This window comes from Simonsiella muelleri ATCC 29453 (assembly GCF_002951835.1).
Lineage (GTDB): Bacteria > Pseudomonadota > Gammaproteobacteria > Burkholderiales > Neisseriaceae > Simonsiella > Simonsiella muelleri.
This window is the reverse complement of sequence record NZ_CP019448.1, coordinates 2217478-2229711: the sequence shown is the minus strand read 5'-3', so window position 1 is coordinate 2229711 and position 12234 is coordinate 2217478. Positions and strand designations below refer to the sequence as shown.

Below are 12234 nucleotides of genomic sequence, written 5' to 3'. Positions count from 1 at the left end.
ATTATAATCTCAATTAAAATCAAAGAATAAGTTAACGAAACCGTGTTTTCATCATTGCATTTTAATTTATCATATGTATTCGTAGCCAACGTGAAATGGATTTTTGTCCCAATTGGTGCGAAAGTAAGGCGAATTTTAAGCCAATATCGGGACTATTGGCTTAAAAAGCCGCCTAGTATTTGAAAAAATTATCAATAAAATCAAGTTTTCAATCTTACGAACATAGGTTCTAAATTCTTTGCTTCTTTTTTAAAAGGTCGCCTGAAACTTACTTTCAGACGACCTTTCTATTTTTCACGCTCATCAAACTTTCTTCAGCCTAAAAAATTCACGCATTTTCAAAATACGCCCAATCGCGTTCCGAAAATTCAGGTTTCAGATACATCGCCACACGTGCGGCACCTACTTTCAATGCAATTTCACGCAATGTGGATAATTCTGCGTCCGTGATGTCCACCAAAAAACGCGGTTGCGGACGCAAAATAATCGTGGGTGCAAATTGTGATAAACCATAATCTTTCAAAGCACTACGCAAAATCATCTCCGCTGCATGGCTGTTGGTTACGGGTGTGCGTGGGTGTGCAAAAGGCTGTAAGTTTTCACTGTAGCGATAGGCTGTGATTTCCCAATCACTGCGAATTTGCGTATTAGGTGCCAAAATCGCGCTGGCGGTAAATTGTTCGCGTGTGCGGACATTCGTCAAGGTAACTGTGGTGTCTGACAACGCAATTAAAATGGTCGGCGACAAACGAAAACGATTGGAAGGTATGGCTTGGGTTGAGCGGAAATTCATAAAAAATCTTTCAGGCTGCCTGAAAAGGGTTAAGTTAATTAATCAATGAGCAAATTAGAATGTATAACCTGTTTGTAATTCTTCATCGCCCACCAGTTCCAATAACAAAGCGTAAATTGGTGCAAGCTCTTGATAACGGCGTGTTGTGCGGCGCAAGTAATTTAAAAATCGCGGAATTTCTGGGCGATATTTGTCTTTACCATCGCGATGCCACAACCGCGCAAAAATCCCAGCTACTTTCAAATGACGTTGTACACCCGTGAATTCAAACCAGCGATAAAATACATCAAATTCTACAGGCACAGGTAAATCCGCTGCCCGTGCTTTTTCCCAGTAGCGGACAACCAAATCCAACACAAATTCTTCGTCCCACTCAATAAACGCATCACGCAACAATGACACCAAATCATAAGTAATTGCGCCATACAACGCGTCTTGGAAATCCAACACACCCACACGATCACGAGTCAACATCAAATTGCGGACAATAAAATCACGATGAACATACACTTTGGGTTGCGCTTCAATCACAGGCAACAAGGCAGCGATGCCTTCTTGCCACAATTGCCTTTGTTTGAAATTGAATTCCTTGTTTAATTCTTTGGCGACAAACCAGTCAGGGAACAAATTCACTTCGGCGAGTAATTTTTCATGGTCGTATTCAGGCAGCGTGTTAGGTTGGCTGGATTTTTGTAATTCAATTAAGGCATCAATGGCTTCCAGTAATAAGGCTTTGTGGGCGGCTAAATCATTGGGGTGCATTTGCATGGCTTTTAGGTATTGGGTATCGCCCAAATCGTTCAACACAATGAAGCCATCGTCCAAATTTTTTGCCAATACGGTGGGTACATTCAAATGTGAAAATAAATCACGGATTTTCAAATAATTTAATACACTTTCACGCATTTTTTCGGGTGGTGCGTCCATGCAAATCACGGTTCTACCATCTGCGAAAGTGGCGCGAAAATAGCGGCGGTAATCCGCATCGGCGGCGGCGAACGTCAATTCAAATGGGCGATTGGGATATTGTTCGCAGAGCCAACGTTGTAATTGGGTTTGTCGTTGCATGGTGGTTCTTTCTACGAGTGGATTCTTCAAAAGGATTGTGTGTCCAACGAATTAATTCAATAAAATGATTTTCAGGCTGTCTGAAAATGGTTTTCGTATTTTATGAATGAATTTGTTTGGGGAATATGCGTAGTCCTTTTGAAACAAATTCGGTTAAAATATGCACTATTTTAACCGTAAAACCGCAATAGGGTGTTATTTTGTCGCGTATATTTATTTGCAAACCTTTAGTTATGGCATTAATTGTGGCGTTTTCAGGCAACACTTGGGCGACTGATGCACCCGATTTGTCATGGAAACGCAGTCGTTTTCATTGTTCGCCAGCTAAAAATATTCAACGTTATGCGGTTGAACCTGCTAAAAAAAGCGGCGAAGACAAGCTGCCTGAAGACGTAACTCGCATTACCGCCGACAAATTAGCAGGCAAAAGCACCGTCAGCGCAGTGGCGACAGGCGATGTGATTGTGGAGCGCAACGACGAAACCCTAAATGCCAATTGGGTAGAATACAATCAAACAATTGACACAATCAAGGCAGGCAATGAGTTTACCCTCACACGCGGCGATGGGCAAACCATTCGCGGTCAAACCTTAGAATACGATTTGAAAAACAACAAAGGCAGCGTGCAAAATAGTGAATTTGAAGCCGAGCAAAATGGTCGCCGATTGCAAGGGGTTTCAGGCAGCATTGCTATGCATGATAAAACCCATTCGTCTATGCACGATGTCAAATTCAATACTTGCGCAGCAGGCGATCATTCTTGGTACATTCAAGCCAGTGAGTTATCTACTAATCATGACACGCAAATTGGTGTGGCAAAACACGCACGTTTGGTATTTGGTGGTGTGCCTGTGTTGTATACACCTTGGGTGGATTTCCCGACCAATGGTAATCGCAAAAGTGGTTTGTTGGTGCCAACCATGAAAGTGGGTTCTGATGGTTTGGAAACGGAATTGCCGTATTATTTCAATTTGGCGGCAAATCGTGATGCGACTTTAGCACCTGGGGTAATTAGTGATCGTGGTGCGACTTTGCGTGGTGAATTTCGTTATTTAGAGCCAAATTATTCAGGCAGCCTGAATGTGAAATATATGCCTAACGACCAACGCAGCCAATACAAAAATCGTTACGAAGCCAAATTTTCTCATTCACACATTTTTTCTGATAAATTAACGGGTGGCATGAGTTTGCATCGTATGTCAGACGATGATTATCAACGCAATTTTTATAACACCACATCCAGCGTGAATTTGGAAAATCGGGCGTGGCTAGATTATCACACGCCGTTTTTGGGCAGCACACTGAACGCCAATTTAACGGTTTTGGATTACCAAACGCTGCCTGATTCGTCTGGTAATACCGATAAACCATATGCCATTCTTCCAAAATTATCAGCCAATTGGCAAAAAAATCATGGTATCACGCAATACAATTTCAACAGCCAAATCACACGTTTTGACCACAAAAATAAACAAAGCGGTACGCGAATGGTTGTGAATCCGTCGGTGCAATGGGATTTTAGCAAGCCTTGGGGTTATGTGCGTCCGAAAGTGGGCATACACGCCAGCCGTTATTGGTTAGACGAATTTGGTGATAAATCGGCGCGTAGTGCATCGCGTGTGTTGCCGATGGTGAGTGTGGATTCGGGTTTAACCTTTGAACGCAATGCGAATTTATTTGACCAAAAATACATTCAAACATTTGAACCGCGTTTATTTTACAACTATGTTACCAGCAAATCACAAAATGATTTACCCAATTTTGACAGTTCGGAAAATGCGTTCAGCTACGGTCAATTATTCCGCGAAAATTTGTATTCGGGTAACGACCGCATCAACAGCAGCAACAGTTTGTCAGTGGGCTTGCGAACACGCTTTTTAGATGCACAAACAGGCGCAGAATATTTTCGCATGGGTATCGGGCAAAAAATGTATTTCAAAACAGACAACGTGCTACTTGATGGTAGCCTGACCACATCAGCACGCAAACGCAGCGATATTGTATTATTCGCAGGTGGACGCATTCATCCCAATTGGTTTGCTGACATGAATTGGCACTACAACCAAAGCGAACGCATTACTCAACGTTTTGATGCAGGTATCCGTTACAATCCGCAGGCAGGCAAAGTATTGGCAGCGCGTTACAAATATGGTCGCCATGAAGAAATTTATTCTGGTTACTTTGATAAATTGAAACATATTGATTTGGCTGCACAATATCCCATTACTCCAAATTGGTACGCAGTAGGGCGACTGAATTACAGCATCAATCCATCAACCTTCATTAACGGGACTATGGGGTTAGAATACCGCAATCCGTGTGGTTGCTGGAGCGTGAGTGTGGTGGGACAACGCTATGTTACGGGTTTGAATGAACACAAAAATGCCTTTTATTTTACGTTACAACTGAAAAATTTAAGCAGTTTGGGGAATAACCCCTACGAAACTTTACGACTCGGCATTCCGGGTTATCACAAAACCAATGAGGTTACGACCAAATGAAACACATCAAAATCATCACTCTTGCTAGTTTATTGGCGATTCATTTTCAGGCAGCCGCAGAAATTCGCGTTTTGAATGGCGTGGCGACTGAAGTGAATGCGTCAATCATCACTTATGGCGACATTGAACGCACCGTCCGTTTGCTTCGCAGTAATCCAGCCAGCGCGAGTATTTCCAATGAAGAATTAGCCAAAACCGCTAAACAACAATTAATGGAACGTGCCTTATTGGTTTATGCTGCCAAAGAACAAGGTTTAAAAGTTACATCCGCTGAAATTGACGCTGAACTCAACCGCCGTGCCACAGCCGCACATACAACCGTAGAGAATTTATTTAATCAAACTAAAAAATTAGGTTGGAGTCGCGATGCGTATCGTTTGGAAGTGGCGAAAGATTTATTGGTAGGACGCATGATTGACCGCATGAATGAAAGCGTGGAAGTCAGTGATAACGATATTCAAGCCTACATCAATCAAGCACAAAAAGATGGACAAGTTGTGCCATCGGGTAATCCATATACGGTGTACAATGTTCGCCGTATTGTGTTGAAGATTAATGAAAATAACAAAGCTGCAGCAGTCGGCGATCGCATGAAATTGATTGCGAAATCCGTTCAAAGTGGCAGTGATTTTGGTACGCTCGCCAAACGCTATTCGCAAGAAGCTGCTGCTGCGCAAAATGGTGTGGTAGAACTTCCGGAAAATAGTCAGCCTGAAAAAGTGGAAGCGATGTTGCAATTGTTGAAAGTTGGTGAAACCAGTGCGCCAATTCAAACCACGCAAAATTGGCAAATGTTGCAAATGCTCGGTAAACGCACCGAAATTGATCCCACCAAAACCCAACGCGAAGCCATTCGCCGTTTATTGGTGCGCAAAGAACAACAAAAACAGCAAACCCAATTTATGCAGCAATTAATGCATGATGCTGTGGTGAATAATTTTTAGAACCAGTATTCATATTGAATAAAATGAGAATATTAATTATAGAAGATGACCCACTCATAGGCGATGGGCTGTACCACGGTTTAAGCAAATTAAGCTTCACTGCCGACTGGTTTCAAAATGGTAAATTAGGTGCAGACGCATTAAATTCAGCATCTTACGATGCAGTTGTATTGGATTTAGGTTTACCTGATTGCGATGGCATGGTCATTTTACAGACTTGGCGACAAACCAATCACGATATTCCCGTATTGATTTTGACGGCACGTGATGCCCTGCCAGATCGTTTGGCTGGACTCAATAGCGGTGCGGACGATTATTTGTGTAAACCATTTGCATTGGACGAAGTGGCAGCACGACTGGTTGCGCTGATTCGCCGCAGTAAAGGAAGAGCGGCGGCGGATATCCGTTGTGGCGCACTCACGCTGGACACCGCAGCCAAAACCGCCACGTTACGTGGTCAATCTTTGCCACTCACACGACATGAATATATGTTATTAGAAATGCTGTTGTTGCAACCGAATTTTATCCACAGCCGCGCCCAAATTGAAGACAAACTCTATGGCTGGGAACAAGAAATTGAAAGTAATGCCATTGAAGTCCATGTTTACAATTTGCGTAAAAAAATCGGTAAAGATTTTATTCGCAATCATCGGAATTTAGGATATCAAATTGGGATTGCGCCAGAATAATAGTGAAACTTTAATTCATCAATTTTTTTGATGATTAATGTTAAAATACTTTTCAGGTTATCCATTTATTCAGGCAGCCTGATTGGCTCATAAATAAAATATTGTATTTGGTTTTGTCGTATGTTGCGCTTCAAATTGAGAATAAACTTTTCATCATAGTGAAATGTAATTATTTAATTTGTATATCTATTTTATTTGCGAATCTTGATATTAACATAGTGATTTTATAAGGATTTTTATATGAAACTAACCGAAAAACAAATCAATATTGTATCCATTGCTGCCACAATTATGGCAGTGAGTATGTATGTATCGTATATTCCCCAAATCCAAGCCAATTTAGCAGGTCATAAAGGCGCACCTTTACAACCTTTAATTGCAGCAATTAACTGCACATTGTGGGTAGTTTATGGGCTCATCAAAGAAAAACGTGATTGGGCCATTGTCTTAGCTAATTTACCGGGTATTGCGTTCGGCTTGGTTACGTTTGCGACAAGTTTTTAATCTATGGTGCTTTAAATTCAAACTCTGAAACCTTTGTAAAACCTTAGAACCTGTGAAGACAAGTTCTAAGGTTTTATTATGATTCAAAAAGATAGCATCACATGTATTGAATAAGCACATTGCGAAAAAATGCTTTTTGCAAAGGTTTCAAATTGTTTTTTATATTGATGTTACGCCAAAATTTTCTCTACAATTTCACGCACATCTTTGGACAGATTCGGCAACGCGACAATCTGTTCTAATTCTGCACGCATTAAGGCTTGGCGTTGCGGTTCAATGCGTTGCAACAAATTAAACGCACGCGCCAAACCTGCTGCCACTTGTGGATTAAATTCATCAATTTTTTTGATGTGTTGTGCCACAAATGCATAACCCGAGCCGTCCGCTGCATGAAAATGCGGTACATTTCGTGCAAACGTGCCAATCAGCGCACGCACTTTGTTCGGATTATCCAGCGCAAAACGTGGATGATTTAAGGCTGCCTGAACTTGCGCCAGCGTATCCGCACGGCGACTGGATGCAATCAACATAAAATATTTATCCATGACAAGGGCTTGGCTATCAAACTTCGCTGCAAATCGCGCCAATAATTCATCACGTTTCGGGTCATGATTGTGATTGATAGCCGACAATACACCCCATTCGTGAGTCATATTTTTCCTTGCCATTTCGTCATAATATTCAAATACTTGCTCAATAGTTGCTATCTCATCAAAACGATGAATCAGCCCAAAACACGCATATTGTAACGAGCGTAAACCTGCGTCTTTTGGATTATATTCATAAAACACAATTTCTTTGCCACGTTTGTCAGCGTTTTCGGCTTCGCGAGCGTTAAGTGCAGTTGCTAACAATTCACTGTGTAAACCATGTGCAATTTGCTCTAACAAGGCTTCTCGCGCCATACTGATTAACACGGGATTGAGGTTGTCGCGTTCACCCCACAATTCGGCTTCAGCTGGTACTTGCAACAACATAGCTTTAAGTGCTGGGTCAATATCTTGATTATTCAACACATTCCGTAAAGCATCCATCAATTCGGTGTGTTCAGGCAGCATTTCACCATTTTTCAATGCGTCTTCATTGGCAGCAATCGCACGGCGAAACAGTGTTTGTCCTGCTTCCCAACGCGAAAATGCGTCATCATCATGCGCCAATAACAATGCAAGTTCTTTATTTGTATAATCAAACTCCAAATACACAGGCGCAGAAAAACCACGCAACAAAGATGGCGTAACCGTGTTGGCATTCATCAAAAATTTAAATGATTGCTCGGATTGGTTAACTGTTAAAACAGTTTCGGTCTGTTCTGTATTGCTAACCGCTGGGTGTTCAGGCTGCCTGAAACTGATTTTTTTGCCATTCTCATCAAAAAATGCGATGGCTAACGGCATCATCATTGGCTTTTTTTCGCTGGCTGGCATATCGGGCGTGTTGGGCAAGATTTGTTTGACGTCCAAAATATATTCGCCATTTTGCAGGCTGCCTGAAACATTCAGCGTGGGCGTACCCGCTTGCGAATACCACAACGCAAATTGGCTAAAATCCACGCCATTGGCATCCGCCATCGCATGACGAAAATCATCACAGGTTACGGCTTGTCCATCATGGCGTTCAAAATACAGTTTCATGCCACGCTGAAAACCATCTTCGCCTAAAAAGGTGTGGTACATTCGCACGACTTCCGCCCCTTTTTCGTACACGGTCATGGTGTAAAAATTGTTCATTTCCACATAGCTGGCAGGGCGAACGGGGTGTGCCATCGGACTGGCATCTTCAGCAAATTGATGCGTTCTCAACAACTTCACATTTTCAATGCGGCGCACGGCTCGACTGGCACGATTACCTGAAAATTCTTGGTCACGAAACACAGTTAAACCTTCTTTCAAAGAAAGTTGAAACCAATCGCGGCAAGTTACGCGGTTGCCTGTCCAATTGTGAAAATACTCATGTCCAATCACGCTTTCTACGCCTTCAAAATCGCTGTCGGTGGCGGTTTGGCTATTGGCAAGAACATATTTTGTATTAAAAATATTCAAGCCTTTGTTTTCCATCGCACCCATGTTGAAATCGCCTACGGCGACAACCATGTACACGTCCAAGTCGTATTCCAAGCCGAAACGCTCTTCGTCCCATTTCATCGCATTTTTTAATGATTCTACGGCGAATGCGACTTTGTCAGCATCTTCAGGGCGCGTGTAAAATTCAATGGCAACTTGACGATTACTCTTGGTAACAAAAACATCAGATGTGGCGACTAATTGTCCTGCAACCAGCGCAAATAAATAGCTAGGCTTTTTAAATGGGTCGTGCCACACGGCAAAATGTCGTCCATCTGGCAGGCTGCCTGAACGAATTTTGTTACCATTGGACAATAAAACAGGAAATTTTTGTTTATCAGCGCGAATTTCGGTGGTAAACACACCCATCACATCGGGACGGTCGGGGTGAAATGTGATTTTGCGGAATCCTTCGGGTTCGCATTGGGTGTATAAATTGCCATCAGACGCATATAATCCATTGAATGATTTATTGATTTCAGGGAATACACGTGTCTGAATGGTCAACGTAAATGGCACGGTTGGCATATTCGGCAAAGTCAAAATTTCGCCTACTAATGAATATGCGGTTTCAGGCAGCCTTTCGCCATTCAATTGAATCATTAATAATTTTGCATCACCTTGTAAAATTAAAGTTTTTTCATTATTCTGTGGCTCAATATGCAGAGTGATAATCACATCAGTATATTCATTCTGAACATCAAACAATAAATCTACTTTCGGCACAAGATGATTGGGCGCAGCATAATCTTTGAGATATTTGACGATTTGAGTCATGTGGATTTTCCTGTGATTAAAAGTGAAATTGTAGCGCAAAAAGGCAGCCTGAAAACCAGTTTTCCAGTTTTCAGGCTGCCTTTTTATTCATCAATTATTTTGATGTATTTAACTCTTTGCGCAATTTATGAGTAACTTCCATCATTACTTCCAATTGCTCAATGGTTTCTTGCCAACCGCGTGTTTTCAAACCACAGTCAGGGTTGACCCACAAACGCTCAACAGGCACCACATCCATCGCTTTTCGCAATAAATGTTCAATTTCTGCTGCTGTTGGCACGCGTGGGCTGTGAATGTCATACACGCCTGGCCCGATGTCGTTTGGATACTTAAATTCGCCAAACGCAGTCAATAAATCCATATCCGAACGCGAAGTTTCAATCGTAATCACGTCTGCATCCATACTCGCAATCGCTGGCAAAATGTCGTTAAATTCAGAGTAACACATATGCGTGTGAATTTGCGTGCTGTCTTCCGCGCCAGTTGATGACAAGCGGAACGCTTCACATGCCCAAGCCAAATACTCGTCCCATTGCGCTTTTTTCAACGGCATGGCTTCACGAATCGCGGGCTCATCAATTTGAATTACTTTGATGCCTGCTTTTTCCAAATCCAACACTTCATCATTCAACGCCAACGCAATTTGTTTTGCCACCACACTCAGTGGGATATCATCGCGTACAAATGACCATTTGAACATGGTTACAGGACCTGTTAACATACCTTTCATAGGACGTTTCGTCAGCGATTGCGCGTAAGAAGACCAAAACACAGTCATTGGATTAGGGCGCGATACATCACCAAAAATAATCGGTGGTTTTACGCAGCGCGAGCCGTAAGATTGCACCCACCCAAATTGGCTAAAGCAGTAACCTGCTAATTGTTCACCAAAATATTCTACCATGTCATTGCGTTCAGCTTCGCCATGTACAGGCACATCTAATTGCAATTTTTCTTGTACTTCAACGCAGTATGCAATTTCTTTTTTCATTGCCGCTTCATAATCGGCAGCAGATAATTCCCCTTTTTTAAACGCAGCACGCGCTTGGCGAATTTCCGTGGTTTGTGGGAATGAACCAATGGTAGTGGTTGGCAAAATGGGCAAATTCATCCACGCTTGTTGTGCTTTAATGCGTTCCGCAAACGGCGATTTGCGTTGATCTGCACCTTTTGGTAAGTTTGCCAACCGCGCTTTCACGGCATCATTGTGGACTTTTTTGTTGGTAGCGCGGTCGGCAGCCGCTGCATCAGATGCTTCTAAGGCAGCCTGAATACTGTTTTTACCGTGTTCCAAAGCTTGTTTGATGTTGCCCAATTCCACTAATTTTTGTGCAGCAAATGCCATCCATGACTTGATTTCTGCGTCTAATTTTTCTTCTACTGCCAAATCTTGTGGACTATGCAGCAGTGAGCAGCTTGGCGCAATCCACAAATTATTTTGGAATTTGGCTTTTACAGGTTCTAAAGTATCAATAATTTTGTTCAAATTCGCACGCCATACGTTGCGACCGTCCACCAAACCTACAGATAATACTTTGCTTGTTGGGAATTGTTCCGCGAATACCGCCAATTGTTCAGGTGCACGCACACAGTCAATATGCACGCCATGCACAGGCAAGCTGCTCAATAATTTAACGTGTTCCGCCACAGATGCGAAATAAGTACCAATGATGATGCGCACGCCAGTATTGGCCAATTCTTTGTATACATCAGCAAAGGCATTTGTCCACGCATCGCCTGCATCCACCGCCAAAATCGGCTCATCAATTTGAATCCAATCCACACCTTCTGCCGCTAATTCACGCAATAATTGGGCGTATACAGGCAATAATTTTGGCAATAACGTTTTGATGCGACAACCAAATTCTTCTTTTTTCTTACCCAACCACAATAAAGTTAAAGGTCCTACCAAAGTTGGTTTAATGTCATGCCCTTGTGCTTTAGCCTCTTTGATTTGAGCAATCAGGCTGCCTGAATGAGTAGAAAATTCGGTATCCGCATACCATTCTGGTACGATGTAGTGGTAATTGGTGTCAAACCATTTTGTCATTTCCATGGCAAATTGAGTTGCATTACCACGTGCCAATTCAAAATATTGTGGCAAAGTCAAATTATCGGCATCAAAACCGAAACGTTTCGGAATCGCGCCCACCGCGCAAATCAAATCCAAAACGTGGTCGTAAAACGAAAAATCACCCACAGGTAATAAGTCTGCGCCAGCTGCTTTTTGTGTTGCCCAATTCACACGGCGAATTTCGGCGGCTACTTCACGCACTTCGGTTTCTGATTTCACGCCTTTCCAAAAGGCTTCTACGGCAAATTTCAATTCACGTTTTGCGCCCACACGTGGGTAGCCATTTAAGTGAAATGTATTCATAGTTTGTACTCCTGTTTAAACAAAATTATGCGTTGTGTCTTTATATCAATCTAAATGAAATCACTGTAATTACCTAACATCGAGCCAGTCTATCATTTAAAATATGCGCAATCATCGCTGTTTTTAGGCAATGATGCAACTAAGAAATTTGAATCTTTTTCATGAAAAAAATTAATACAGATACTGTAATCAATGTCAAACAAAAAATCGGTCGTGCTTCAAAAAGTATGATACTGAAAAAACAAGAGGCAATGAGGTAAAAAAAAGTGTATCTTGTAAGATGTGAAAATACAGATAAAATTTTCTTATCCTCTATTGCCAAGCTACAAGCATAAACAAAAATGGCATCAAAAGCTACGGTAAACAAAACCATCATTTGCCAATACCACCACAAAACAGCTCATTGGTCCAACTGGGACAAAAATCCGTTTCACGTTGGCTATGAGTACAGGTTCTACAAAGGTTGTCATTCACAAGCCAATAATCAAGTCAAAAATATGATGGTAAGATTTTGGGTGTTT

The 12234-nt window shown here is 42.0% G+C and carries 9 protein-coding genes; 4 read left to right on the top strand and 5 right to left on the bottom strand.

Annotated features, from left to right (window positions below; translation table 11 throughout):
- Positions 1-328: 328 nt before the first annotated feature.
- Together BWP33_RS10995 and amgK are read right to left on the bottom strand one after the other, a co-directional pair.
- Entirely contained in the window at positions 329-793 is a 465-nt protein-coding gene (locus BWP33_RS10995) for a hypothetical protein (RefSeq protein ID WP_002642423.1), read from the bottom strand.
- Positions 794-847: 54 nt separating this feature from the next.
- Positions 848-1861 (bottom strand): N-acetylmuramate/N-acetylglucosamine kinase AmgK, encoded by a 1014-nt coding sequence (gene amgK, locus BWP33_RS10990; protein ID WP_040629180.1) that lies wholly within the window; start codon positions 1859-1861, stop codon positions 848-850.
- A gap of 233 nt (positions 1862-2094) precedes the next feature.
- On the opposite strand from amgK, the gene BWP33_RS10985 reads away from it, so the two are divergent.
- From BWP33_RS10985 to BWP33_RS10970, 4 genes are all read left to right on the top strand, one after another.
- Entirely contained in the window at positions 2095-4362 is a 2268-nt protein-coding gene (locus tag BWP33_RS10985; RefSeq protein WP_002642425.1) for an LPS-assembly protein LptD, read from the top strand.
- Entirely contained in the window at positions 4359-5306 is a 948-nt protein-coding gene (locus BWP33_RS10980) for a peptidylprolyl isomerase (protein ID WP_002642426.1), read from the top strand. The genes BWP33_RS10985 and BWP33_RS10980 overlap by 4 nt, the downstream gene beginning before the upstream one ends.
- Before the next feature lie 23 nt (positions 5307-5329).
- Positions 5330-5995 carry a response regulator gene (locus BWP33_RS10975; RefSeq protein ID WP_002642427.1) on the top strand — a complete coding sequence of 222 codons (666 nt, stop codon included), beginning with the start codon at positions 5330-5332 and terminating at the stop codon, positions 5993-5995.
- 240 nt (positions 5996-6235) lie between these two features.
- Positions 6236-6499 carry a SemiSWEET family transporter gene (locus tag BWP33_RS10970; protein ID WP_002642428.1) on the top strand — a complete coding sequence of 88 codons (264 nt, stop codon included), beginning with the start codon at positions 6236-6238 and terminating at the stop codon, positions 6497-6499.
- 170 nt (positions 6500-6669) lie between these two features.
- Here BWP33_RS10970 and pepN read toward each other — a convergent pair whose 3' ends face one another.
- From pepN to BWP33_RS13195, 3 genes are all read right to left on the bottom strand, one after another.
- Positions 6670-9336 carry an aminopeptidase N gene (pepN, locus tag BWP33_RS10965; RefSeq protein WP_002642429.1) on the bottom strand — a complete coding sequence of 889 codons (2667 nt, stop codon included), beginning with the start codon at positions 9334-9336 and terminating at the stop codon, positions 6670-6672.
- A gap of 94 nt (positions 9337-9430) precedes the next feature.
- The gene (gene metE, locus BWP33_RS10960) at positions 9431-11713 is read right to left on the bottom strand and encodes a 5-methyltetrahydropteroyltriglutamate--homocysteine S-methyltransferase (RefSeq protein ID WP_002642430.1); all 2283 of its coding nucleotides are present in this window, start codon (positions 11711-11713) and stop codon (positions 9431-9433) included.
- Between the two features lie 347 nt (positions 11714-12060).
- The gene (locus BWP33_RS13195; protein WP_263479608.1) at positions 12061-12183 is read right to left on the bottom strand and encodes a hypothetical protein; all 123 of its coding nucleotides are present in this window, start codon (positions 12181-12183) and stop codon (positions 12061-12063) included.
- Positions 12184-12234: the final 51 nt, after the last annotated feature.

Bases quoted from the DNA above. Each gene is read 5' to 3' on its own strand.
- metE (WP_002642430.1), bottom strand. From the start codon at position 11,713: ATGAATACATTTCACTTAAATGGCTACCCACGTGTGGGCGCAAAACGT.
- BWP33_RS10995 (WP_002642423.1), bottom strand. From the start codon at position 793: ATGAATTTCCGCTCAACCCAAGCCATACCTTCCAATCGTTTTCGTTTG.
- pepN (WP_002642429.1), bottom strand. From the start codon at position 9,336: ATGACTCAAATCGTCAAATATCTCAAAGATTATGCTGCGCCCAATCAT.
- BWP33_RS10985 (WP_002642425.1), top strand. From the start codon at position 2,095: ATGGCATTAATTGTGGCGTTTTCAGGCAACACTTGGGCGACTGATGCA.
- amgK (WP_040629180.1), bottom strand. From the start codon at position 1,861: ATGCAACGACAAACCCAATTACAACGTTGGCTCTGCGAACAATATCCC.
- BWP33_RS10975 (WP_002642427.1), top strand. From the start codon at position 5,330: ATGAGAATATTAATTATAGAAGATGACCCACTCATAGGCGATGGGCTG.
- BWP33_RS13195 (WP_263479608.1), bottom strand. From the start codon at position 12,183: ATGACAACCTTTGTAGAACCTGTACTCATAGCCAACGTGAAACGGATT.
- BWP33_RS10970 (WP_002642428.1), top strand. From the start codon at position 6,236: ATGAAACTAACCGAAAAACAAATCAATATTGTATCCATTGCTGCCACA.
- BWP33_RS10980 (WP_002642426.1), top strand. From the start codon at position 4,359: ATGAAACACATCAAAATCATCACTCTTGCTAGTTTATTGGCGATTCAT.